The sequence below is a fragment of the Paenibacillus sp. FSL H8-0168 genome, from assembly GCF_038592955.1.
Taxonomy (GTDB): domain Bacteria; phylum Bacillota; class Bacilli; order Paenibacillales; family Paenibacillaceae; genus Paenibacillus; species Paenibacillus polymyxa_B.
This window is the reverse complement of record NZ_CP151948.1, coordinates 3499492-3522704: the sequence shown is the minus strand read 5'-3', so window position 1 is coordinate 3522704 and position 23213 is coordinate 3499492. Positions and strand designations below refer to the sequence as shown.

The window sequence follows — 23213 nt, the reverse complement described above, 5'->3', positions numbered from 1 at the left end:
GCGCTTTTTGGCTTGCATCATATTTTGCTCCCGCTACACGTATGTTTTAGTAGGCAGGGCTTGTTTGTTCGTGTTCACTTAAGACAGGTGGGAGGGAATATGATGACAAATATCAACGCCGGGTTGGCGATTGTAGCCGGACTGGTTTCTTTTTTTTCACCGTGTTGTTTACCGCTGTATCCATCTTATTTATCGTATATGACAGGGATGTCTGCGCGTGAACTGGCTGAAGGGCGGCACAAGGCCGAGGTTCGTTATCGTACGATGGGACATACACTTGCTTTTGTATTGGGCTTTTCGGTCGTTTTCTATTCACTGGGTGCAAGTGTCGGGTTGCTTGGAGAATGGTTTGCTAATTATGGGGATACGCTAAGAGTGGTAGCAGGGTTACTTATTTTACTAATGGGACTGGTATCTCTTGGTGTGGTGCGTCCTTTGATTCTAATGAGGGAGCATAAGCTTCGCTGGACATGGAAGCCTGCCGGGTACGCCGGTTCCTTTGTGATCGGAATTGGGTTTGCGGCAGGCTGGTCGCCCTGTATCGGTCCCATGCTAACAGCTATTATCGCTTTGGCGGCAGTAGAGCATCACATTTGGTTCAAGCTGATTACAGGCTATGCGCTTGGCTTTGCGATTCCATTTTTTGTATTAGCTTTGCTGGCAGGCTCTGTTCGACTATCCTCTCGCTATACCTCCATCCTAATCAAAACAGGTGGCATACTACTTGTTATCACTGGCATTTTACTGGTAACGGATCATATGACTGATGTAACGCTATTTTTACAACGGATTACCCCAGATTGGATGCTAGTTATGTGAAATATTCAATACGACTTAAAGGGAAATGTTCAAAAATGCGCTCTGTGATAAACTCTCGTAGTGCATTTTGCTGTTCATCGGGATAAACATATTTGTTTTGTCCCCAGCGGCCCCATTTTTTCTTGCGTTTCTCTATGTCCATTTCCAGCTTGGTTTTCGGATAACGTTTCTCGATGACAGCTTTGGATGTTTTGGTGAAGCGATGCTGAATTAATTCGAACGTCAAATCTTTTGTAGCATGCTGGGGCAAGGTTTCTCCCAATTTACGCAGCAACTCGCCGTAGCCTTCTTCCCAGCCGTCATACCAGATGATGGGTGCAATGATGAACCCCAATGGATAACCGGCTCGTGCGATTTTGCCCGCGGCTTCAATACGTTCCTCGAAGCGTGAAGTTGCAGGTTCAAACTGTTTAATTACATAATCGGAATTAATGCTAAAGCGGATGCGAGTATGACCATTATGTTTAATATCCAGCAATGGATCAACATGATGATATTTAGTAACAAAACGCAGACGACCAAATTCCTCATCTGCCATGAAACGAATCAAGTCTCCAAGCGTTCCGGTGATATGCTCCAAACCAACCGGATCGGAGGTACAAGCTGCTTCAAAACGGGTAATTTCAGGCGCACGCTCCTCGATATAAGCTTTAGCTGCTGATAAGATATCGTCAGTGTTGACATATACACGAATATACGGTTTTGCTCCCAAGGTTGTTTGTAAATAACAGTAGTGACAGTGCCCCATGCAACCAGTCGAAATGGGGATAGCGTATTCGGCAGAGGGTTTGGATTGGTCAAAAGTCAACGTTTTACGGATACCGACTACCAAAGTTTTTTTTGCCATTCGGTACTTTTCAACTTCAGTTTCACCTGGTAAATTGGTAATTCGGTTGTGAGAGGTAGTCATCCGATACGGAATATCCTTGGCTTTAACCCAATCCATAATACGTTGGCCCTTGGGATAATTCAGTGCGTCTGGCTCAAAAAACACCAGATCAGGCAAAAATGGCTTGGTTCCTCTGGTTTGGACAGGAGTACGCTCAAGCGTAGACATGGCTAACGCTCCTTTCGAAATAAATCCACAGTGCTCTGGTGTCCAACTTTAACATTTTGCCGCAGAAATAAACCGATACAGAACGACGATATTAGTATGCCCGGCTTAAATTGAACAAATCGTGGCAATAGCTGTGAGTGAAGGGATGAGACTTGCCAATGGGCAATGATAACATGTATCATTACATAGTAGGTTTAACGCAGGAAATGAAGGCGGTAAGCGCCCGTTCAATAACAGAAAAGAGGGAAACAAGTGCCAACGCCAAGCATGGAAGATTATTTGGAACGCATTTACCAACTGATTGATGAGAAGGGCTATGCTCGTGTCTCGGATATCGCAGAGGGGTTAGAGGTGCATCCTTCGTCTGTCACCAAAATGATTCAGAAGTTGGATAAGGACGATTATCTTGTATATGAGAAGTATCGGGGACTGATTTTGACACCGAAAGGGAAAAAGGTCGGCAAACGGTTGGTTGATCGCCATCAGTTATTAGAGCAATTTCTGGATATGATTGGGGTTGACAAGGACCTGATATATAAAGATGTGGAAGGTATTGAGCATCATCTGAGCTGGGATTCCATCACCCGTATCGAAACATTGGTCGAATATTTTCGCCGGGATGAAGATCGCTTGCGCCAGCTTCATGACATACACAAGGAATTGAGTGGAGATTCCTAAAAGCATCTGTCCTTACGGACGATGCTTTTTTATTTGTCCCGACCGCAACAAATATCCGGTTATTAGCGTCTATCCATTATATAGCAGGACAAGATAGGGGTTAAAATTAACAGGGTTAGCGGAGGATTGTAATAATATGAATCGAAAGAAAATAGTGGCGTTGGCTGCAGGTCTACTCTTAGCAGTGCAGACTGCCATCGTTCCTGGAGTTCAAGCAGCTCCAACTGGTGATATTGAAATTATATTGGACGGACAGTCCCTGCAAAGTGACGCGTCACCGTATATTGTACAGGGAGCCAATGTTACGATGGTTCCTTTGCGAGTGATTAGTGAGGGATTGGGCGCTCAGGTCAACTGGTCGGAATCGTCCGGTACGGTAACGATTACAGCACAGAACAAAAATATATCTATGGAGAACGGTGCACAAAGCGCTACAGTGAATGGCAAGTCAGTTCGACTGGATGCATCTGCCCGTATGACAAGCGGGAGAGTCATGGTGCCACTGCGTTTTGTTGGGGAAGAGTTGGGATTAAAAGTAGATTGGCAAGCTTCAGAGCGAGTCATTACGTTAAGCAGTGGTAAGGAAGGTGTCTCTACTGGCGGGGACACTTCTGCCGGAAGCAGCGGCTCCATATCAGATACGTCTGCATCAAGCAATCAGAACAGTGTAAGTAGAGATCAGGGAGCTATCGATGATGAGCAGGCGGTTGTCACTTCACCGTCAACGTCTACTAGTGAGGAGGGTTCAAGTTCTTCGCAGGCAAATGTTGTTCAGGTAAAGGCTTCAACTTCTATGCGTGGAGCATGGATTTCTACCATTAATGGAGATTGGCCTTCTTCCGCTGCCCGAAGCAGCTCCGAGAAGCAAAAGCAGGAGTTTACTAAAATGCTCGATGATTTGCAGGGGATGGGCATCAATGCGGTATTTGTTCAGGTTCGTGCCAGCGGTGATGCGCTCTATCCCTCAAGTCTCGTACCATGGAGCAAGTATTTGACCAACACCCAAGGTAAAAATCCAGGCTATGATCCCTTGAAATTTATGATTAGCGAATCGCATAAGCGAGGGATGGAATTTCATGCTTGGTTTAATCCATTCCGTGCGAATTCCACAGGAACAACCAGCGGTTTGGCTGCAAACCATGTGGCTAATCAACACCCGGACTGGATTGTTAAGAATGGTAGCCAATTATACATCAATCCAGGAATTCCGGCTGCACGTCAGCATGTCATTGCGGCGATTATGGAGGTCGTGAACGGATATGATATTGACGGCGTGCATTTGGACGATTATTTTTATCCTTACAGCGGGACTTTTGATGATGATGCGACCTTCAAAGCATATAATGCCAACAAAATCTCTAACAAGGGCGACTGGCGGAGAGACAATGTGAACAGTTTTGTCCGCGATTTGGGCAAAAGTATTCATGGCAGCAAGTCTAAAGTTCAATTTGGAATTAGTCCTTTTGGGGTATGGCGTAACAAATCTCAGGATTTAACGGGTTCAGACACGAAGGCAGGCGTTACAGCGTACGATACGACGTTTGCGGATGTAAGAACCTGGATTAACAAAGAATGGATTGATTATGTAGCTCCACAAATTTACTGGAGTATCGGTTTCCCGGCAGCGGGATATGACAAGCTTGTCGCATGGTGGTCCAATGAGGTCAAAAACACAGATGTTAAGCTGTATATCGGTCATTCTCCGTATAAGATCGGCACCCCTGAAAAGGGCTGGCAAACGGCTCAAGAGCTAATTAAGCAGCTTGAACTGAACGAAGATTATAAACAGGTCAAAGGGGATATTTACTTTAGTGCACAGCATTTGCGTAAAAATCCATACGGACTCATTCAGCTTCTTCAAAATTATTATCAAATGTGATATAAATTGGATCATATAGGTTCTATTTGGGCCTCCGTTCTCATACATAAGCAGTAGAACTGCTTACTCCCAAGAGAACGGAGGTTTTTTGATCTATGCTGATCAATGCTGTGTTCCAGGGTGGAGGGGTTAAGGGAATTTCGCTGGCGGGTGCAGTTAAGGCTGCGGAGGAGCATGGAATTGTATTCAATCGTTTGGCAGGTACATCATCAGGTTCTATTGTAGCTGCTTTATTGGCAGCGGGATACTCTGCGGATGAAATGAAAGCCGTAATTGAGAAAACCCCCTTGGTCAAGTTGTTACGACGTTCTCCAGTGTTCAATATTAAGTGGGTTGGACCAGCAGCTCGTATCTTTCTTAAAAAAGGGCTCTACTCAGGGGAGGCACTGGAGCACTGGGTACGTGAGCTGTTACGAGCTAAGGGAGTGCGTACGTTCGCGGATTTACCTCCTGGTAAATTGCGCATTATTGCATCAGATATCACGAATGGACGCATTTTGGTGCTTCCTGAGGATATCAAACGTTTTGGTATCAATCCCTCTTCACTGGAGGTAGCTAAAGCCATTCGGATGAGCACAAGTATCCCTTATTTTTTTGATCCTGTTATGTTAAGGCTTGATTCTGCACTTGCCAAGGGAAAGACTTTTTCTCAGCAATTTGTATTTGTAGTTGATGGGGCTTTACTAAGCAATTTGCCTCTGTGGCTTTTTGATGAGCCTGTAAATGAACGTGAGGCCAAAACGATTCCAACGGTAGGGTTTCAAATGGTGGGCAAAACGGGTACGGAGACCAAAGTTTCTTATATACGGGGTCCATTGACCATGCTGCAGGCTATTTTTGATACCATGCTATCAGCACACGATGAGCGATATATTGAGCAGGAGAATCGGTATCGGACGATTAAGATTCCAACATTGGGTATCCGCACTGCACAATTTAATATTTCTACAGAGCAAAGTGATTTGTTGTATGCTTCCGGTGTGCAGGCAGGGGATGCTTTTTTCCACAAATGGAGCATCACTTCTTACCAGCAGCAGTATAGCAAATATCAATTGATGAAGGATACCCTGTACGCTATGAAATAAACACTTACTTGCAGTTAAAGTTAATTTAAAAGGGTGTAAAAAAGGAGCATCTTCCCCGTCATATTTGAATACGCGGGTGATGGCTCCTTTGTGCTACATTTTAAAGGATGATTATCATTAATGATATTTAGGTTGTTCTTCTTCATTCTTTCCCTTGGAACCCTCAATTACATGAAAAGGATACGCTTTGCGCTTGCCTGTAGTTTGCTGCTTACGTGCGTTGGCTGTTTTGGCCATGGTACGCACAGAGGGTTTGATTTTGGGAGTACGATTACGTTGTCCTGGCAGGTATTTGTATAGCAGAAATATAACTGCAAAAACAAGGACGGGAATTAGTAAACTCATGAGAAAGCCCCAGCTTCCTCTCCATAGCATATCCACAATCCCATATGCACCCAAAGCAAGGGTAAGCCAGAAAATAACGGCATGTCTGTTCATTATTCACTCATCCTTTCACAGGATCAAGGACCGGACTGTTGAAGGTCTCCTTTACAGGTACATTTTCCAACTCAGCATCCAATTCAAGCATACGCTTAAATGAGGCAATAGATACCTCCACTTGATCATCAGTCGGTTCTTTGGTGGTAAGTAGTTGCAGCCACAGACCGGGGTAACCTAAATAACGAAGTACCGGAATTTCACGAAGGGCATTGGTTAGCTTGAGGAATTCAAAAGAAAGCCCCAGTACGATCGGAAGTAGTAAAAGCCGTTGCCCCATACGTTCCCACAGACTATCGTAGGTAAATAAGGAATAGACAAGCACCCCGATGATCACAGTTAGCATAATAAAGCTACTACCACAGCGGTAATGTAGACGACTGTATTTCTGTACATTGGCTGGAGTTAGTTCTTCCCCAGCTTCGAATGCAGTAATTACTTTATGCTCTGCACCATGATATTGAAACAATCGTTTAATTAACGGAGTTTGGGAAATACCCCATAAATAAGCCAGTAACAGAATCAGCTTAATAGCTCCTTCGGCGAGGTTATGCAAAATTTGACTGTGAAACAAGCCGTCGAACAGGAAGTCTTCTACAACAACCGGAACGAGGGTTAACACAATTTTGCCGAACAAAAAGGAGATAATCCCGACTGCCGCTACACCGATCATCATACTCAGACTCCAGCGAGATTCTTCTTTTTTCTTTTGCTCAGCGCGTTCTTCCGGATCTACTTCATCATCAGCATACGCATCGGCTGAATAGTTTAAATGCTTGGTACCTTTGGCGCTGGAGTCGATGATGCTTACAATCCCCCGCAATAAAGGAATTCTGCGGAATTTGGATACCCAGGATTGCTCCTTGCGTGGTACTTCCAAATATGTGATTTCGCCAGTTTTGCGGCGAACTGCCGTGACATTGACACGCTTGCCGCCGAACATGACACCTTCAATGACTGCCTGACCGCCGTAGCTCACAGGCTTGGATGCTTGTGACAACCGTCTCACCTCTCTTAATACATGCTTTTTTGTATATTGTATCGAATTTGGAAGGGAATATCTAGTTAGTTGAAACAGGTGTAACCACAGGCTTATAAAAAAAGCATTTATGGAGCGTCAGACTGCTCACATAAATGCTAATCATTATAAAACCGAATGAATATTTGGAAAACAACTTATTTTGTAATAGCCCCAACAACCTGGTCAACCAGTCCTTTTGATGAGAGAGGACCGCCAAATGTCCATGTCGTACCGCTCAGTGAATAGGTACGTTTTTCTTTAACGAAATTCAGACCGTTCCAAACCGAATTATTTTTCATAGGTGCACCGAAAACATTATCGTCCGGCTGCACAATATAGATAAAGTTGCTATCCTGAACGGCAGACAGAGCTTCAATGCCTACAGTTGAAAAGCCATACTGTTCAACTTTGCTCGGTTTCCAATCATTAATCATACCGATCTTCGCCAGTGTTGCCACGACGACTGAATTATCCGAAAACATACGGAGGCTGGCCGCATTTTGCGAAGTGAAAGCCTGTGTCAGTATATAATGATAATCCGACTTGCCAGCAGCGGCGAGCTTTTCTTTGGCTTCAGCATAATGCTGATCCAGTTCGGCAAGCACCTGCTTAGCTTTGTCTTCTTTTCCAAGAGCGACTGCGATGCTATTAAAAATTTCTACCATTTTATCATGATCGTAGCCGTTACCATCGTTCAGATTATATTCGATCGTCGGAGCGATGGCCTTGAGTTGATCATAGATAGCTTCATTCCCATCAACATTGGAAATGATCAGATCCGGCTTCAATGCAGCAATCGCCTCAAGGTTCGGCTCGTTACGCGTACCGACATCGACCACGCTGCTGTCCAGAGCCGCCTCCGGTGTCACATACACCTTGTAGTTGGCATTGTCAGCATTACCAACCGGCTGAACGCCCAATGCAATCAAATCCTCTGTAAATGTCCATTCCAGTACTACGACACGCTGTGCGGGCTTGTCGAGCGTGATCTCACCACGATTATGCTTTACCGTCACAGGACCGGTCGCTGTGTCAGTCGGTTTGCTACCCGACGTGGGTGCCTGATCTTTATCCGATGCTTTGTCGGCTGCTCCGCAACCTGCCAAAGTGAGCGTAAAAACCATTAATAATAAAATGCCAATGAGTCCCTTTTTCATAGAAGCATTCTCCCGTATATATGTTTTTAGAAAATGATAATGATTATCATTTTCATCATTATATTATGATAGAGGATTGAAATTTTGTCAATGCAAAAAACGGGTCCGAACGCTTAACTGGTAAGCTGCTATTATTCAGCATTCCGGTTCATTGTTAAACGATCCTCCTTTTGAGCATACTACCTAGCAAAATGGGAATACAAAATCCGATGAAAGTACATGCATTTCCGATTGCAATAGTCTTTACCATGGAAAAAGTTTGCATATTGAAAGGGGATTAAACAACATGAGTGAAACCTACTCTATACCCAAGATAGGCCATGAACAGGAGCAGTCTCGCGAATCTCAGGATCAACGTAATCATAACGACAGTGGTAGAGGCAGGCAGCAGTCTGGCAAAATACATACGCCTCTCATTCCTTTTGCACTTGAGTTGGGTTTTTTTGCGGGTTTGCTCTGGGGATTGCTGCGCTGGCTGTTTTATAAGTTGCACTTTACCGTAGTAGCGCCTGGCTTTCTCGCAGAGCCTTTTTTCAAGCATTCGTTTATGAACACCATGGCGGGGCACCTGGTAGGGCTACTGTTTTTTATTGCATTATCCGTCGTAGCTTCACTGGTGTACACTCTGTTGCTGCGCAGATTTAAGGGTCCTTTACCCGGAATTGTATATGGCCTGATTTGGTGGGTTGTTTTATTTGTATTAACAGGTCCTAAGCTAGGGATGATGAATGCTCCTAATCGGTTAACATGGAATTCCTTATATACGGAAATTTGTGTGTTTATGCTGTGGGGACTATTTATCGGATATACCGTTGCTGTCGAGTATACGGATGAAAGAAAGCGCGAGCCTGAGAAAGCTGAGGGCTGAACGTAACAAAAACTTCTCAAGCGCCTATTCCCTGTGTTAAAATAGCATTTGGTTATTTGACAGAGGGGAGCGGAATGAAAGATGAAGAATGACCGGGTGTTAAAGCTGCGGCAGGCGCTGGGCGAGCATAATCTGCGGGCTATGCTAATTACTAGCCCTGTCAATCGTCGATATTTGACAGGCTTCACAGGTTCGGCGGGTTATGTGCTGATTACGGAATCCCATAGCTATTTGCTGACTGACTTTCGCTATATGACGCAAGCGACCGAACAAGCCGAAGGCTTCACGGTGGTGCAGCACGCTGCACAGGTCATGGAAACGGTGAAAGAATTGCTGTCTTCCCATCAGATCAGCGAAACAGGCTTCGAGCAAGACGCTGTAACTGTTGCGACGCATAAAGCTTATAGCGAAGATTTGTCACCTATTTCACTGGTTCCGGTGTCGGGCATTGTGGAGAAGTTAAGGGTGTACAAGGATGCAGAAGAGCTGGAAGTGATGCAGCGGGCAGCGGATTTGGCAGATGCTACATTTGCACACATTTTACCTTACATCAAGCCAGGTGTCAGCGAGCGTGAGCTGGATCTGGAAATGGAATTCTTCATGCGCAAGCAGGGAGCTACATCCTCTTCATTTGACACAATTGTGGCTTCCGGGGTTCGTTCGGCATTGCCCCATGGCGTAGCCAGTGCTAAGTTAGTACAAGCAGGCGAGCTGATTACGTTTGATTTTGGTGCGTTGCTGGATGGCTATTGCTCTGATTTGACACGTACAGTGGCTACACAAGGGGATTTGGCGCCCCAGTTGCGCGAAATCTACGATATTGTACTTAAGGCGCAGCTTCACGCACTCGAACATATTAAGCCGGGCATGACAGGCCGTGAAGCGGATGCACTGACCCGGGATATTATTGCGAGCCATGGCTATGGAGACAATTTCGGGCACAGTACAGGTCATGGTCTGGGTCTTGAAGTACATGAATCTACACGTCTGTCGAAGGCGAGTGATGATATTCTGGAGCCGGGTATGGTGGTAACGGTCGAGCCAGGTATCTATGTCCCTGGATTGGGCGGTGTACGGATCGAGGATGATATCGTTATTACAGATAGCGGCATCAAAGTATTAACACATTCGAGCAAAGAATTTACAGTCGTTTAATAACGATAACAGTCCTGTAGGAGGGGTATTTTAGTGATTAACGTAAATGATTTTAAAACAGGTTTGACCGTCGAGGTAGACGGAGATATTTTTACGGTGCTGGATTTCCAACACGTAAAACCGGGTAAAGGTGCTGCATTCGTACGCTCAAAGTTGAAAAACTTGCGTAACGGTAACACCGTTGAACGTACATTCCGTGCGGGTGAAACGATCGGTCGGGCGCAAATCGAAAATCGTGGTGTGTCCTATCTGTACGCTAGTGCAGACGACCATACATTCATGGATAATGAAACATATGATCAATTTACATTGTCCAGCGATCAACTGAAATGGGAGCTTAACTTCCTGAAAGAAAACATGAATGTAAATATCGTCAGCTATAACGGCGAAATTCTGGGTATTAACCTGCCTACAAGCGTGGAACTGAAAGTAATCGAAACAGAGCCAGGCATTAAAGGTAATACAGCTACAGGTGCTACCAAAAATGCCAAACTGGAAACGGGTTTGAATGTTCAAGTTCCTTTGTTCATTAACCAAGATGACGTATTGTTGATTGATACACGTGACGGCAAATACATGTCTCGCGCATAAAATTTGCAACTTTTAGATTTCCTCTGTCCTTGTTAAGGGCAGGGGATATTTTTATAAGCACTAATATTAAAAAACATTGGCTCCACACAGCACTTTCGTATTATACTGTACTAAAGTTATGCCGCAGGATGTCACGTTCAGTCGTTTGGTGCCATCTCAAGGTTACATACTGTTGAGTCTGAGGGAGTGAATAACGTTGTCTTTGTATGTCATGAAATTCGGAGGCAGTTCCGTCGGTGACACGGAGCGCATGAAGCGCGTGGCAAAACGCGTTGTTGAGAAACAGAGTGAAGGGCATCAATGTGTAGTGGTCGTTTCCGCAATGGGAGACACGACAGACGAACTGATTGACCAGGCCAAATTGTTGAATGAGCAGTTGCCTGCACGTGAGTTGGATATGTTGATGACGACAGGTGAGCAAATTTCAATCGCCTTATTGTCGATGGCTATTCAGCAGTTGGGTCATGAAGCGGTATCGTTTACGGGATGGCAGGCTGGTTTTCGTACTGAATCTGACTTTGGTCGAGCACGGATTACGGACATTCAACCTCAGCGTGTGCTTGATGCACTGAGCAGCAACAAGATCGTTGTTGTAGCTGGTTTCCAAGGGATGTCTGCAGAGGGAGACATTACGACGCTGGGACGTGGTGGATCTGATACGACGGCGGTTGCGCTGGCGGCAGCGATTCAAGCGGATGCCTGTGAAATTTACACGGATGTGGACGGCATATATTCAACAGATCCACGGATCGTGAAGGTTGCTCGTAAGCTAAAAGAAATTTCTTATGATGAAATGCTGGAATTAGCTAATCTGGGTGCAGCTGTATTGCATCCTCGTGCGGTAGAATATGCCAAACATAACCGGGTACCGCTGATTGTGCGGTCCAGTTTTAACCATAATGAAGGAACGGTCGTAAAGGAGGATGCAGTAATGGAACAGGGCGTTGTAGTCAGTGGGATTGCATATGATAAAAATGTAGCAAGAATCAGTATTTTGGGCGTCGCCGATATCCCCGGTGTACTGGCGAAAGTATTCGGAACACTGGCGGCAGCTAAAATTGATGTAGACATTATTGTACAGAGCGGGGTCGAAGCTGGTAAAGCAGATTTCTCCTTTACAGTAGCTCTGACGGATCGTGAAGCAGCATTGAAGACGCTGGAAGGTATTCGTGGAGAGCTTCCGTACCGTGAAGTAACGTCTGAGGAAAATCTGGTGAAGGTATCCATTGTAGGTGCAGGAATGGTTAGCCATCCAGGTGTTGCTGCGCAAATGTTTGCCGTACTGGCAGAGCAAGGCGTTAGCATTAAAATGGTAAGCACATCTGAAATCAAAGTATCGTGTGTAATTGAAGCGGGTAAGCTTCATGAGGTTATTCAGGCGTTGCATACAGCTTATAACCTGGACACCGAGGAGCAAGCGTTTGTGGGTGGACCGCAAGACCGTCGTTAATAACTGCAACGTGATCTAGACATGAATATGTCTAATGTGAACGATGCTATGACAGGTAAAGGTTGATACATTATAAGTCCTCTATTTATAGTTTGATAAATCATAGAATACAGCAGTAGGTTAAGAGGTTGTTCCATCAGTGAGAGTTAAACTGAGGGGCAGCCTCTTTTTTGCTGAATCTATCTTTTCTACCCAAGGCATCCCTTAGCCGACAAGGCTTTGAGAGGCCCTTTTTTATTTGTGCGAATTAGAGAATGGTGCTTTAACAAGCGGGGGAAAGGTCTGTTGAGCGTTGATAGGAGTTAGCAAAAGTTTGCCTAGGTTTTCAATATATTTTCGGCATAAAAAGCGAGAGTCAACCATAGACTTGTCTTAAAGAAAAAGGACAACTGTGAGGGGGCGGCATCGGTATGGAATGGCTGGAGTTATTTCCCGAACCGTTGCACGGTATACTCGGAAGGCTTCCGGAAACGGTATTTAAGCAACTGGAAGAAATCCGGGTCAGGGAAGGAAGGCCGTTGGAAATTAATGCAAATGGTGATCATCATTTTGTAACGTCTGCGGGTCGGCTGACTTTGAACCATGTAGAAGCCTATAAGCCTGACCGTGAGGATGCCCACCGACTGCTGGATTTTATCAGCAATCATTCCCTGTATACCATGGAAGAGGAGCTTCGTAAAGGGTTTATTACGATCCCTGGCGGTCATCGTATTGGCTTGGCAGGGAGAACCGTGCTCAACCGAGGACGAGTGGAACATTTGAGGGATATAAGCAGCTTTAATGTAAGAATTGCTCGTGCAATTCCCGGCATAGCTGATCGGATATTGCCTTATGTAGCAGATCGAATGTCCGGGAAAATCCGGCACACCCTCATTTTGTCCCCTCCTCAGCATGGCAAAACGACACTGCTTAGGGACTTGGCTCGGCAACTCAGTTACGGAGGGATGGAAAGCAATGGGGGGCGACGGAATGGACTCAAGGTAGGCATTATAGACGAACGCTCTGAGATCGCTGGCAGTCACAAAGGTATCCCCGGTTTTGATGTCGGACCTCGCACCGATGTATTGGACGGATGTCCGAAAGCAGAAGGCATGATGATGATGATCCGCTCGATGTCACCGGATGTCCTCATTGTTGATGAAATCGGACGACCGGAAGATGCGGAGGCGGTGCGCGAAGCGCTTCATGCAGGCATTGCAGTCATTGCTTCCGCACATGGTCGCGATGTGGCTGAAATGGCGACCCGGCCTGCTTTTGCTGGATTAACTACAGGGCAAGAGCTGTTTCAACTCTACGTCATGCTGGAGCGGACGAGCCGGGGCGTCTCATTCCGGCTGGCAGATGCCAAGCAACGCAGGATTACACTGCCTGGAGAAGGGCAGAATGGGGGCATCTCCTATGCTTAAGTTGCTGGGTGCCGCCTTGGTTATACTGGCCGCTACGCTGGCAGGCTGGCAGCGAGCAAGGCAGTTTGCGATGAGGCCGCGGCAAATCAGGGAGTTGATTCTTGCGCTGCAAAGACTGACCACCGAGGTTTCCTACGGGGTGTCTCCGCTACCAGATGCTTTCGCCAAGACAGGAGAGCCCTTGCGAGAGCCGCTGCGCACTCTGTTTCAGCAAGCCTCACGCTGGATGCACCCCTCTTTTGGCCTGACTGCCAGAGAAAGCTTGCATAAAGCCATTGAAGACTCGTGGAGCCGTTCCTCTATGAAGCAAGCCGAGAAGGAAGCGATGCGGCAGCTTGCTTACAGTCTTGGAACCAGCGACCGTGAAGACCAGATCAAGCACATTGCGCTGACCATCCAGCAGTTATCCCATGAGGAAGCGCAGGCGCAGGCAGATCAGGTGAGGTACGAGCGTATGAGCAGGAGCCTGGGACTGCTGATCGGAGCATTGATCGTCATTTTGATCTATTAGCGGGGTGCTCGAATGAATTTAGAAGTGAATGCGATTTTCCAGATTGCCGGAATTGGCATTATTATCGCTATGATTCATACCGTATTAAAGCAAATGGGCAAAGAAGACATGGCCCACTGGGTAACGGTCATCGGTTTCGTCGTGGTCCTGTTCATGGTGGTGCGAATGCTGGATAACCTTCTGCAAGAGATCAAATCTATCTTTCTTTTTCAGTAGGTGGACACATGGAAATCATTCAGGTGGTGGGCTTCGCCCTCATTGCCACAGTCCTCATTTTAGTCATTAAGGAACAGAAGCCGATGTTTGCCTTTTTGATTGCAACAGCTGCGGGAATCGTCATTTTTTTGCTGCTGATTGGCAAGATCGGATCTGTGGTTTCTGTACTGGAGCGACTGGCTCGGTCTTCAGGCATGGATATGATCTATTTTAAAACCGTATTGAAAATAATCGGTATCGCTTATATTGCTGAATTTGGAGCGCAAATCGTTCGGGATGCAGGACAAGATGGGATTGCTTCCAAAATTGAGCTTACCGGAAAGGTACTCATTATGGTGCTCGCAATCCCGATTATCAGCATTATTATTGATACCATTCTGAAGCTGATGCCCGCCTGAGGGGGTGATGCCATGAAAAGGCTAGGGGGCATGCCGAATCTCAAAGTAATTGCGATGTTGTTGCTATGTCTTTGGTGTGCCTCAGCTGCGGTCCTCTTTGCAGATACACCGACTAACGAATGGATCAGACAGCAGGCGGAGCAAATGCCCAAAGATGAAGTAGAACATTATTGGGACGGGCTCATGCAGGAATACGGCGGATTTTTCCCTGATCAGAAAACGCCTTCCTTCATGGACATGCTGCTTCCAGGCGGTGAAGGATTCAGCATAAAGGGTGTATTGAGCGCTATAGCTGATTTTTTCATCCATGAAATCCGAGTAAATGCCAAGTTGCTCGTCACCATCGTCATGCTCAGCATTATGAGTATGGTGCTGGAAACGCTGCAAAGCGCTTTTGAAAGCAAACAGGTCAGCAAAGTGGCCTACGCTATCGTATACATGGTCATTATCATTCTGGCGATTAATAGCTTTAGTGTAGCGATTGGTTATGCCAAAGAAGCGATTGATAGCATGATTCACTTCATGATGGCAATGTTGCCCTTGTTGTTTACCATGTTAGCCTCGATGGGGAACGTCGTAACAGTTTCGGTGACCCACCCGCTGATTGTATTTATGATCAACACAGTCGGAACAGTCATTCATACGCTGGTTTTCCCGCTACTGTTCTTCTCGGCTGTGCTGTACTTGGTCAACTCGCTGACGGGCAAATACAAACTGACCCAGCTAGCCGATCTGATGCGGAACGCTGGAGTAGCAGTGCTGGGAGTGCTGCTGACCATATTTCTGGGAGTCATTTCGGTACAAGGCTTGACTTCGTCAGTTACTGACGGATTAACGATCCGCACAGCCAAATATATTACGGGTAGCTTTGTTCCGGTGGTCGGCAAGGCGTTGGCAGATGCGACAGATACAGTCATTTCGGCTTCGCTGCTCGTTAAAAATGCCATTGGTCTGGTAGGAGTCATTATTATATTGTTCCTGTGCGCCTTTCCCGCCCTCAAGATTCTGACACTGGCTCTCATTTATAAAGTGACAGCAGCGATCATGCAGCCTTTGGGTGATACGCCTATCGTGGAATGTCTGGATGCAATCGGCAAGAGCATGATTTATGTTTTCGCGGCGCTGGCGGCAGTGGGATTAATGTCTTTCCTTGCGATTACAGTCATGCTCGCAGCAGGCAATATGACGGTCATGATGAGGTGAACCAATGCATGTAAACCAACAAGGGGGGAGGGGAGTGAAGTGACCTGGTTGGGAGGCTGGCTTAAGGAACTGGTGCTAATCGTGTTGCTGGCTTCTTTTGTCGATATGATCTTACCGAGCCGATCTATGGAAAGGTATGTCAAACTCGTTCTCAGCCTGCTTATTTTGCTGACGTTGCTGTCTCCGGTCGTGCGCTTACTGAGTAGCAGCCCCTCCGAGGTTCTAGGGCGAGCATTGGATCTTCAACGTCAGGCTGAGACAGGCGAGAGGGAACCGACATTGGAGGAGATTTTAGCAAAAGGCAGCCGGTTGAAGCAACAGCAAGAACAAAGCTCCATGCAATGGGCCGGCAAAGAGGTAGCTAAGGAAATGAAAGGACAGTTGGAACAATATACTGGGTTAGCAATTCAGTCGGTCCAGGTTACCCTTGCAAAGATTCAACAGAAGGAATCGGAGCTGGAGGCAGGAACGGGTGTCCAGTCGGTAGTGGTCAAATTGGCAGAGCAGCAGCCAGAAAAAGAAAAGAACAACACAGAGGGCTCGCCTAGTGCAGATGCCAAGCCGATAATGGTGGAGCCTGTAGCCGAAAAGACAGTGAATATTCGTGTGGAACCGACACATACAAAAAATTCAGAACTTAATGAAGGAACACGAGAAGATGATCGTAATCCTGATAAAACTGCTGAGGACGGAAAGCCAACGGATACGAAAGCTTTTGGCCTAATTACAGGACTTCTACGTGAAAAATGGGGGATAGACAGCAAAAATGTTCAGGTGGTTTCTTCGCAGGATGGAACACATGAATGGTAACAGGAGGTGAGCAGAAATGAGCAAATGGCTGAAAAAGCTGGAGCAATGGCTGGGTGGAGGGGCGGATGGGGCGAAAAGATTCAACTCATTTCGTTGGCTGCTTATACTTGGCCTTATCGGTGTAGCGATCATGCTTTTTAATTCATTCGTTAATGTGAAAAAGGTTGATCCAGAAAACGTAGGCCGTGAGCCGCCTGGCGTGATGAAAAATGAGCCTACGTTAGAGACAACAACAGGTGAAGAAAGTTCCTTTGCCGGGATCGAGAAGGTTTTTGAGGACAATATGAAACAGATGCTGGAGCAGATTGTTGGCGTAGGAACCGTCGATGTCATGGTTACGGTAGATTCCACCGAAGAAGTTATCGTTCAACGCAATGTAAAGGACATGCAAGAAGAGAACAACGAGACGGACGCCAATGGCGGACAACGGCACACTACTCAATATACACGTGATGGCGAGATTGTCACCTATGAGTCATCAGGTGGCCAGCACACCCCGATTGTGACAAAAAAAGTAAAACCGCAGGTGAGGGGAGTGCTTGTTGTGGCTATGGGGGCAGAAAACCCTACAGTGAAGCAGCTAATTGTCGATGCTGTACAGAAGGGACTAAATGTACCTTCCTACAAAATTTCAGTCGTACCGCGCAAACAGGGGTAATTTGGAATTTAAGAGCAAAGAAGTTTATATTTTAAACCATTAATGAATATGGAGGACGGAACATGAATAACAAAAGACAAACCGTTTGGCTGGTGTCCATGCTGAGTTTAATGGTCGTGCTGTCTGCGTATTATTTGTTTACGGAGGACTCAAGCCCTGCAAATCCACCAGTAGCCGATAGTGAGCAAGTGAGCAAGGTTAAGCAGGATGCCGCACAGGAAGCAACGACGAAGGCAGAGGAACAATTGAACGAACTGAAGGTAAATGAAGTAGTGACGAATGGAGAAGTAACTGATGGAGCATCAGCACCTTCCACAAAATCGGATACGGCTTCCACAACTGACCCAGCAACAGAAAACTCAAAAGGCAATAAAGATACGGCAGCTACCCCTACTACTGAACCAGCGACATCCGATCAAAACACAACTGCGACTAAGACGGACGCGACAGCACAAAGTGACGACAAAGCAGCCTCTACAGCCAAAACCGACCAGCAGGTACTGGATCAAGTGGCAACCGATCAAGCTGCCCAACCTACAGCAGCAGCTGTGATTGACAACTATTTGCTGGAACGGGACGTGGAAAATCAGAAGAAAAATGATGAACTGACTACCGCAATGAACGACAGCACACCCAAGAAAGCCGCTGAGGCTCAAAAGGAATTACATGTACTTGAAGATAAGCAGGCTAAAATTACTGGAATTGAAGAAGAGCTTCAGCAGCAGTTCGCCAATGCGGTCGTCCGTGAGGAAGATGCTGATAAATACAAAGTAGTGGTTCTGAGTGAAAAATTGGATGCTAAGCAAGCGGTAACAATTGTTGATAAAGTCATGAAGGAACTGAACGTATCGCAGGATAAGATCAGTGTCCAGTATGTTACACAATAAGACAAAAAACGCGAAAAAGCCCGGATTTCTGCATTATTCCGGGCTCTTTCTATTTTTAATGATTGTGATATAATACATAAAGCTGTTTCAACAATGTAATCAGCAACCGGCAAAATGCTGAAGGAGTGATTAATAGAGATGTTTAAATTAAGCGAGATTAAGGAATTGATCAAGCTGGTGGATGAAACGTCTGTGCATGAGCTTGAAATTGAAAATGAAGGAACTCGCCTGTTGATCCGAAAACCTGGCAAAAGCGAGATCGTTACGGTACAGGCTCCTGTGGCAACACCTACTTATGCAGTGGCACCACAAGCTGTTATTCCAAATCCACAAGTACAGTCCGATGTTGGACCTGCAACTGCTGGGGAACCGAGGGAATATGCAAGCAATCTACATAAAATCGTATCTCCGATGGTAGGCACTTTCTATAGTTCTTCATCCCCGGATACGGCTCCGTATGTGAGTATTGGCAGCAAAGTGGGCGAAAAAACAACGGTATGTATCATTGAAGCGATGAAGCTGATGAATGAGCTGGAAGCTGAAGTGAAGGGCGAAATTGTGGAAATTTTGGCCGAAAACGGACAGTTGGTCGAGTATGGCCAGCCATTGTTCCTTGTGAAACCGGAGTAAAGAGCTTGTTTGAACCCTCTTTTGAGGGTTCGGCAAGACTGCTCCCAGGGAGGTAAAGTCATGACATTTCAAAAAGTATTGATTGCAAATCGTGGAGAAATTGCGGTTCGTATCATTCGCGCTTGCCGCGAGATGAATATTTCGACAGTTGCCGTATATTCGGAAGCTGACAAGGATTCGTTACATGTGCGTCTCGCAGATGAGGCTTACTGTATCGGACCGACGCTATCTAAGGACAGCTACCTTAATTTTACGAACCTGATGAGCGTTGCTACATTGACTGAATGTGATGCCATTCATCCAGGTTACGGATTTTTGGCGGAAAACGCAGACTTCGCTGAAATTTGCGAATCGTGTAATATTACGTTTATTGGTCCTTCTCCTGAAGCCATTAACAAAATGGGAGATAAGGCCGTAGCCAAGCAGACCATGAAGGATGCCGGAGTTCCGGTTATTCCGGGTTCAGACGGGCTGGTTGAGGATTTGCAGGATGCGATCAGCATCGCACGTGATATTGGATATCCGGTAATTATCAAGGCCACAGCAGGTGGTGGAGGTAAAGGTATTCGTATCGCCGAAGATGAGGATAACCTTATTCAGCAAATTACTACCGCTCAGCAGGAGGCGCAAAAAGCATTTGGCAACGCGGGTGTGTACCTAGAAAAATATTTGACCGGTATGAAACATGTGGAAATACAGATCATAGCGGACAAGCATGGTAATGTTGCCCATTTGGGCGAACGGGACTGCTCTGTTCAGCGTCGTCGTCAGAAGTTGTTGGAGGAAGCACCATGTCCTGTACTATCGCAGGATGTCCGTGAAGAAATGGGTCAGGCAGCTGTTCGCGCAGCTTTGGCCGTTCAATACTCTGGTGCAGGTACTCTCGAATTTTTGCTCGGCCCGGACAATAATTTCTATTTCATGGAAATGAATACACGTATTCAGGTAGAACATCCCGTAACAGAAATGATTACCGGTGTAGACCTGATTAAGGAAATGATTTCTGTCGCTGAAGGACATCCGCTTTCCTTTACGCAGGAAGAAGTCACCATCAATGGTTGGGCGATAGAATGCCGTATTAACGCTGAGGACCCGGATCGCAATTTTATGCCTGCACCGGGTAAAATCGGATTTTATCTGCCTCCAGGCGGTCCTGGAGTACGGGTAGACAGCGCAGCATATCCAGGTTATAGCATTCCTCCTTATTATGACTCTATGATCGCCAAGCTGATTGTGTGGGCACCTACACGGCAAGATGCAATTGCCAAAATGAAGCGGGCTTTGTCTGAGTTTGCTATTGAGGGCATACCCACAACGATTTCTTTTCATCAGCGCTTGCTAGAGCATCCGACCTTTATTAGAGGCGATTTTGATATTAAATTTTTGGAGGAAAACGAAGTTTAATCGGTATATTTCCTCAGTTTGTCATAATGAACGCCAAATGATATAGTATGGATAATAAGTGAGCATGTCTGCTTTGAAATCCAAAGCTGGAATGAAACTTATTTTGACCGAAAGGTGTTGAAGGTATGAGCACAGTGCCAACCGAATTCGAACGTACAGAAATTGGGGAGATTCAAATCGCCCCAGAAGTTATTGAAGTCATTGCCGGACTGGCTACCGTTGAGGTACCAGGCGTAGCGGGAATGAGTGGCGGATTTGCTGGTGGGTTTGCCGAACTGCTAGGCCGCAAAAATTTATCTAAAGGTGTAAAAGTGGAAGTCGGACAGCGTGAAGCTGCTGTAGACGTCTCCGTCATTATTGAGTACGGTAACCGTCTGCCTGAGGTGGCTGCTGCTATTCAGCATAATGTTAAGCGTTCGATTGAGAACATGACAGGTCTTAACGTTGTTGAAGTGAACGTGCAAATTCATGATGTTCAATTCAAAAATGCTGAAAAAGTAGAAGAGCCGGAAGTGCTGGGCGCCGGACGGGTTAAATAGAGCGATACTTTGTACAAACCCCCGACCCTTATGGGTCGAGGGTTTACTCTAATTTAAGGAGGCTGTGCGTTTCGTGGCTAAAGTTATGGACAGACTTCTGCTGTTCTTGTACAGCTTAAGTATCGGAATTATTTCCATTCTCGCCATCCTCCTCCTGAGCGGGGCCATTCCGTATGTTTTAAGTATTGAGGATGAGCGAGTGGTGTGGTTCACCAGCCTGATTATTGCAGGGGTTCTGTTGTTATTGAGTCTTCGTTTTTTTTATATCTCTATTCGACGGAACCAAACCGTACAGCATTCTATTGATCAACGAACGGAATATGGTGACATTCAGATTTCAGTGGACACCATTGAAAATCTGTGCCTCAAAGCAGCTTCCCGATTTCGCGGGATGCAGGATTTGAAAGCACGCGTTCGCGTGTTGGAATCGGGACTTGATATTACGATTCGGGCGGTTGTAGACGGGGAAAGCTCCATTCCGGTGTTAACCTCCGAGGTACAAAAGGGGGTACACGATCATGTGGAAGAAATTACAGGAATTCCTGTGTCCAATGTGTCGGTGTACATCGCTAATGTTTCTCAGTCACCCAGCTTTAAGAGTCGTGTGGAATAGAGGTGATTTTCCCTGATGCCCTGGAAAGAAATATGGGGAAGTTACAAGGGCCGGATCATGGGGATCACGGCTGGTATTTTTTTCGGTTTTATTTATTTGTGGGCAGGCTTTTGGAATATGTTGTTCTTTGCATTGATGGTGTTCATCGGATATACGCTAGGAAGACGTAGCGATTCAGCGCTTGGTTCATTTCTCCCTTGGAAGGAATGGGGCGATTGGTTGTCGCAGCGTTGGCGTCCTTTTAAATGAACCCTGTGATACGTGTTCTCCAAAATAGAGCTGTAGCTTCTTTGCGCCCAACGTTTTGGAGGATGCGTTCACAGGTTTTTTTGTGGAAATTGGTTAGAATGAAAAATAGATATAGGCAAGCGTAGGAGGCAGGGCATGAAAAGACGTCTGGCGAGGGAATTAGCGGTACAGAGTATGTACCATATGGAAATGAATGAAGTGGATGCGGCAGCAGCCGTGGACATGTTGCTTCAAGAAGCCGCTGAGGAAAACGAAGCGGAAGTTGTCGTTAAAGACGCGGCAGTGTTAAGAGCGTATGTTTTAGAGCATGTGCGGGGTACGTGGGAGCACAAGGAAGCCATTGATGGGCTGTTGGTGGATTATCTTAAAGGCTGGCAGATCAGCAGACTTTCACGTGTAGATCGTCAAATTTTGAGACTTGCGGCATATGAGATGATTTTCCGTGAGGATGTTCCAGCCAAGGTAGCTGTTAATGAAGCGATTGAGTTGTCGAAGCACTTTGGTACCGAGGAATCCGGTAAATTTGTTAATGGTGTACTGGGACGAGTGATTCAAGAACTGGAGCAATTGAAAACACGTTTTTAAGTAGAGACTACTGAATCAGGTTGGAGAGTGGTTAAACATGTCAGCACCGATCATTGATGGTAAACAAATCTCTCAGGATATTCGCGCAAGCATTCAGCAAGAGGTCATTCGTCTGAAAGAGCACCGCTTTCAACCGGGACTGGCTGTTGTATTGGTAGGCGAAGATCCCGCTTCGCAGGTGTATGTTAAAAACAAGGAAAAGGCGTGCCATGATCTCGGCTATTACTCAGAGGTTCACCGGTTGTCAGCAGATACTTCTCAGGAAGCATTACTGAAACTAGTGGACAAGCTGAACCATCAAAGTACTATCCATGGGATTTTGGTTCAACTGCCGTTGCCAAAGCATATTCATGAAAAAGCTGTCATTGACGCGATTGCAGTGGAGAAGGATGTGGATGGATTCCATCCGGTGAACGTAGGGAATTTGGTCATCGGTGACGATAGTCTATTGCCTTGTACTCCTGCTGGAGTCATTGAGTTAATCAAGCGTGCTGGAGTGGAGATTGCTGGTAAACATGCGGTAGTTATTGGTCGCAGTAATATCGTAGGCAAGCCAGTGTCTTTATTGTTGCAACGTGAAAATGCTACGGTTACGATGTGCCACTCCCGTACAGCGAATATCGGGGATCTAAGTCGACAAGCGGATATCTTAGTCGTTGCGATCGGCAAAGCCAACTTTATTGATGCTTCGTTCGTGAAGCCCGGAGCGGTTGTGATAGATGTGGGGATGAACCGTCTGGAGAACGGAAAGCTGGCGGGGGACGTTGATTTTGAGAGCGTGAAGCAAGTGTCTGGTCCGATTACGCCTGTTCCCGGCGGAGTAGGCCCGATGACGATTACGATGCTGATGCAAAATACGCTTGTAGCGGCCAAGCGGTCGCACGGTTTGGCATAAGGGCAGCTGCC

General features: G+C 46.2%; 27 protein-coding genes. 23 read left to right on the top strand and 4 right to left on the bottom strand.

The window, feature by feature from the left end; all coding sequences use genetic code 11:
• Positions 1 to 102: 102 nt before the first annotated feature.
• On the top strand, positions 103 to 819 hold the full coding sequence (locus tag MHI21_RS15675; RefSeq protein ID WP_250262059.1) for a cytochrome c biogenesis protein CcdA: 717 nt from the start codon (positions 103 to 105) through the stop codon (positions 817 to 819).
• On the opposite strand, the gene splB is transcribed toward MHI21_RS15675, so the two are convergent.
• On the bottom strand, positions 812 to 1876 hold the full coding sequence (splB, locus tag MHI21_RS15670) for a spore photoproduct lyase (protein ID WP_023989268.1): 1065 nt from the start codon (positions 1874 to 1876) through the stop codon (positions 812 to 814). The genes MHI21_RS15675 and splB overlap by 8 nt on opposite strands.
• Before the next feature lie 252 nt (positions 1877 to 2128).
• Between splB and mntR the strand changes: the two genes are divergently transcribed.
• From mntR to MHI21_RS15655, 3 genes are all read left to right on the top strand, one after another.
• Positions 2129 to 2554, top strand: a complete 426-nt coding sequence (mntR, locus tag MHI21_RS15665) for a transcriptional regulator MntR (RefSeq protein ID WP_007430946.1) — start codon at positions 2129 to 2131, stop codon at positions 2552 to 2554.
• A gap of 136 nt (positions 2555 to 2690) precedes the next feature.
• On the top strand, positions 2691 to 4433 hold the full coding sequence (locus MHI21_RS15660) for a family 10 glycosylhydrolase (RefSeq protein ID WP_342418479.1): 1743 nt from the start codon (positions 2691 to 2693) through the stop codon (positions 4431 to 4433).
• A gap of 95 nt (positions 4434 to 4528) precedes the next feature.
• A complete protein-coding gene (locus tag MHI21_RS15655; RefSeq protein ID WP_342418478.1) occupies positions 4529 to 5518 on the top strand; it encodes a patatin-like phospholipase family protein in 990 nt (329 codons plus the stop codon).
• Positions 5519 to 5635: 117 nt separating this feature from the next.
• Here the strand turns inward: MHI21_RS15655 and MHI21_RS15650 are convergent, their stop codons facing one another.
• The 3 genes from MHI21_RS15650 to MHI21_RS15640 form a co-directional block, all read right to left on the bottom strand.
• The gene (locus tag MHI21_RS15650) at positions 5636 to 5956 is read right to left on the bottom strand and encodes a hypothetical protein (RefSeq protein ID WP_023989265.1); all 321 of its coding nucleotides are present in this window, start codon (positions 5954 to 5956) and stop codon (positions 5636 to 5638) included.
• A 7-nt stretch (positions 5957 to 5963) separates the two neighbouring features.
• The gene (locus MHI21_RS15645; protein WP_254325369.1) at positions 5964 to 6956 is read right to left on the bottom strand and encodes a DUF1385 domain-containing protein; all 993 of its coding nucleotides are present in this window, start codon (positions 6954 to 6956) and stop codon (positions 5964 to 5966) included.
• A 176-nt stretch (positions 6957 to 7132) separates the two neighbouring features.
• On the bottom strand, positions 7133 to 8134 hold the full coding sequence (locus tag MHI21_RS15640) for an iron-siderophore ABC transporter substrate-binding protein (RefSeq protein WP_165177332.1): 1002 nt from the start codon (positions 8132 to 8134) through the stop codon (positions 7133 to 7135).
• Between the two features lie 286 nt (positions 8135 to 8420).
• Between MHI21_RS15640 and MHI21_RS15635 the strand changes: the two genes are divergently transcribed.
• From MHI21_RS15635 to folD, 19 genes are all read left to right on the top strand, one after another.
• Entirely contained in the window at positions 8421 to 9002 is a 582-nt protein-coding gene (locus MHI21_RS15635) for a YqhR family membrane protein (RefSeq protein ID WP_013310832.1), read from the top strand.
• An 81-nt stretch (positions 9003 to 9083) separates the two neighbouring features.
• Complete coding sequence (locus tag MHI21_RS15630) at positions 9084 to 10157, top strand: Xaa-Pro peptidase family protein (protein ID WP_061829060.1); 1074 nt, start codon at positions 9084 to 9086, stop codon at positions 10155 to 10157.
• 33 nt (positions 10158 to 10190) lie between these two features.
• Positions 10191 to 10748 (top strand): elongation factor P, encoded by a 558-nt coding sequence (gene efp, locus MHI21_RS15625; protein ID WP_029517249.1) that lies wholly within the window; start codon positions 10191 to 10193, stop codon positions 10746 to 10748.
• A 196-nt stretch (positions 10749 to 10944) separates the two neighbouring features.
• The gene (locus MHI21_RS15620) at positions 10945 to 12198 is read left to right on the top strand and encodes an aspartate kinase (protein WP_028540593.1); all 1254 of its coding nucleotides are present in this window, start codon (positions 10945 to 10947) and stop codon (positions 12196 to 12198) included.
• 410 nt (positions 12199 to 12608) lie between these two features.
• Complete coding sequence (gene spoIIIAA / locus MHI21_RS15615; RefSeq protein ID WP_013310828.1) at positions 12609 to 13604, top strand: stage III sporulation protein AA; 996 nt, start codon at positions 12609 to 12611, stop codon at positions 13602 to 13604.
• Positions 13597 to 14115, top strand: coding sequence for a stage III sporulation protein SpoIIIAB (gene spoIIIAB, locus MHI21_RS15610; protein ID WP_029517252.1), 519 nt, complete (start codon positions 13597 to 13599; stop codon positions 14113 to 14115). Before spoIIIAA ends, spoIIIAB begins: the two co-directional genes overlap by 8 nt.
• Before the next feature lie 12 nt (positions 14116 to 14127).
• The gene (gene spoIIIAC / locus MHI21_RS15605; protein ID WP_010345636.1) at positions 14128 to 14331 is read left to right on the top strand and encodes a stage III sporulation protein AC; all 204 of its coding nucleotides are present in this window, start codon (positions 14128 to 14130) and stop codon (positions 14329 to 14331) included.
• Between the two features lie 8 nt (positions 14332 to 14339).
• Positions 14340 to 14729: a stage III sporulation protein AD gene (gene spoIIIAD, locus MHI21_RS15600; RefSeq protein ID WP_039270937.1), complete on the top strand. Its 390-nt coding sequence runs from the start codon at positions 14340 to 14342 to the stop codon at positions 14727 to 14729.
• 12 nt (positions 14730 to 14741) lie between these two features.
• Positions 14742 to 15932: a stage III sporulation protein AE gene (spoIIIAE, locus tag MHI21_RS15595; protein ID WP_039270939.1), complete on the top strand. Its 1191-nt coding sequence runs from the start codon at positions 14742 to 14744 to the stop codon at positions 15930 to 15932.
• Between the two features lie 39 nt (positions 15933 to 15971).
• Positions 15972 to 16742, top strand: a complete 771-nt coding sequence (gene spoIIIAF / locus MHI21_RS15590; RefSeq protein WP_342418477.1) for a stage III sporulation protein AF — start codon at positions 15972 to 15974, stop codon at positions 16740 to 16742.
• Between the two features lie 16 nt (positions 16743 to 16758).
• Complete coding sequence (gene spoIIIAG, locus MHI21_RS15585) at positions 16759 to 17400, top strand: stage III sporulation protein AG (RefSeq protein WP_029517255.1); 642 nt, start codon at positions 16759 to 16761, stop codon at positions 17398 to 17400.
• Positions 17401 to 17462: 62 nt separating this feature from the next.
• Positions 17463 to 18287, top strand: coding sequence for a SpoIIIAH-like family protein (locus MHI21_RS15580; RefSeq protein ID WP_342418476.1), 825 nt, complete (start codon positions 17463 to 17465; stop codon positions 18285 to 18287).
• Between the two features lie 138 nt (positions 18288 to 18425).
• Positions 18426 to 18917 carry an acetyl-CoA carboxylase biotin carboxyl carrier protein gene (accB, locus tag MHI21_RS15575; protein ID WP_039270944.1) on the top strand — a complete coding sequence of 164 codons (492 nt, stop codon included), beginning with the start codon at positions 18426 to 18428 and terminating at the stop codon, positions 18915 to 18917.
• A gap of 60 nt (positions 18918 to 18977) precedes the next feature.
• Entirely contained in the window at positions 18978 to 20321 is a 1344-nt protein-coding gene (accC, locus tag MHI21_RS15570; RefSeq protein WP_165177316.1) for an acetyl-CoA carboxylase biotin carboxylase subunit, read from the top strand.
• Positions 20322 to 20446: 125 nt separating this feature from the next.
• The gene (locus tag MHI21_RS15565) at positions 20447 to 20860 is read left to right on the top strand and encodes an Asp23/Gls24 family envelope stress response protein (protein WP_013310820.1); all 414 of its coding nucleotides are present in this window, start codon (positions 20447 to 20449) and stop codon (positions 20858 to 20860) included.
• 73 nt (positions 20861 to 20933) lie between these two features.
• Positions 20934 to 21473, top strand: coding sequence for an alkaline shock response membrane anchor protein AmaP (amaP, locus tag MHI21_RS15560; RefSeq protein WP_013310819.1), 540 nt, complete (start codon positions 20934 to 20936; stop codon positions 21471 to 21473).
• 15 nt (positions 21474 to 21488) lie between these two features.
• On the top strand, positions 21489 to 21722 hold the full coding sequence (locus tag MHI21_RS15555) for a DUF2273 domain-containing protein (protein WP_023989248.1): 234 nt from the start codon (positions 21489 to 21491) through the stop codon (positions 21720 to 21722).
• Between the two features lie 135 nt (positions 21723 to 21857).
• Positions 21858 to 22307, top strand: coding sequence for a transcription antitermination factor NusB (gene nusB, locus MHI21_RS15550; protein ID WP_165177314.1), 450 nt, complete (start codon positions 21858 to 21860; stop codon positions 22305 to 22307).
• Between the two features lie 37 nt (positions 22308 to 22344).
• A complete protein-coding gene (gene folD / locus MHI21_RS15545) occupies positions 22345 to 23202 on the top strand; it encodes a bifunctional methylenetetrahydrofolate dehydrogenase/methenyltetrahydrofolate cyclohydrolase FolD (protein WP_069289850.1) in 858 nt (285 codons plus the stop codon).
• Positions 23203 to 23213 lie beyond the last annotated feature (11 nt).

Coding starts and splice junctions, on each gene's coding strand:
- MHI21_RS15675 (WP_250262059.1), top strand. CDS start 103: ATGACAAATATCAACGCCGGGTTGGCGATTGTAGCCGGACTGGTTTCT.
- splB (WP_023989268.1), bottom strand. CDS start 1,876: ATGTCTACGCTTGAGCGTACTCCTGTCCAAACCAGAGGAACCAAGCCA.
- MHI21_RS15660 (WP_342418479.1), top strand. CDS start 2,691: ATGAATCGAAAGAAAATAGTGGCGTTGGCTGCAGGTCTACTCTTAGCA.
- MHI21_RS15655 (WP_342418478.1), top strand. CDS start 4,529: ATGCTGATCAATGCTGTGTTCCAGGGTGGAGGGGTTAAGGGAATTTCG.
- MHI21_RS15650 (WP_023989265.1), bottom strand. CDS start 5,956: ATGAACAGACATGCCGTTATTTTCTGGCTTACCCTTGCTTTGGGTGCA.
- MHI21_RS15640 (WP_165177332.1), bottom strand. CDS start 8,134: ATGAAAAAGGGACTCATTGGCATTTTATTATTAATGGTTTTTACGCTC.
- MHI21_RS15635 (WP_013310832.1), top strand. CDS start 8,421: ATGAGTGAAACCTACTCTATACCCAAGATAGGCCATGAACAGGAGCAG.
- MHI21_RS15630 (WP_061829060.1), top strand. CDS start 9,084: ATGAAGAATGACCGGGTGTTAAAGCTGCGGCAGGCGCTGGGCGAGCAT.
- spoIIIAA (WP_013310828.1), top strand. CDS start 12,609: ATGGAATGGCTGGAGTTATTTCCCGAACCGTTGCACGGTATACTCGGA.
- spoIIIAB (WP_029517252.1), top strand. CDS start 13,597: ATGCTTAAGTTGCTGGGTGCCGCCTTGGTTATACTGGCCGCTACGCTG.
- spoIIIAC (WP_010345636.1), top strand. CDS start 14,128: ATGAATTTAGAAGTGAATGCGATTTTCCAGATTGCCGGAATTGGCATT.
- spoIIIAD (WP_039270937.1), top strand. CDS start 14,340: ATGGAAATCATTCAGGTGGTGGGCTTCGCCCTCATTGCCACAGTCCTC.
- spoIIIAE (WP_039270939.1), top strand. CDS start 14,742: ATGAAAAGGCTAGGGGGCATGCCGAATCTCAAAGTAATTGCGATGTTG.
- spoIIIAG (WP_029517255.1), top strand. CDS start 16,759: ATGAGCAAATGGCTGAAAAAGCTGGAGCAATGGCTGGGTGGAGGGGCG.
- MHI21_RS15580 (WP_342418476.1), top strand. CDS start 17,463: ATGAATAACAAAAGACAAACCGTTTGGCTGGTGTCCATGCTGAGTTTA.
- accB (WP_039270944.1), top strand. CDS start 18,426: ATGTTTAAATTAAGCGAGATTAAGGAATTGATCAAGCTGGTGGATGAA.
- accC (WP_165177316.1), top strand. CDS start 18,978: ATGACATTTCAAAAAGTATTGATTGCAAATCGTGGAGAAATTGCGGTT.
- MHI21_RS15565 (WP_013310820.1), top strand. CDS start 20,447: ATGAGCACAGTGCCAACCGAATTCGAACGTACAGAAATTGGGGAGATT.
- MHI21_RS15555 (WP_023989248.1), top strand. CDS start 21,489: ATGCCCTGGAAAGAAATATGGGGAAGTTACAAGGGCCGGATCATGGGG.
- nusB (WP_165177314.1), top strand. CDS start 21,858: ATGAAAAGACGTCTGGCGAGGGAATTAGCGGTACAGAGTATGTACCAT.
- folD (WP_069289850.1), top strand. CDS start 22,345: ATGTCAGCACCGATCATTGATGGTAAACAAATCTCTCAGGATATTCGC.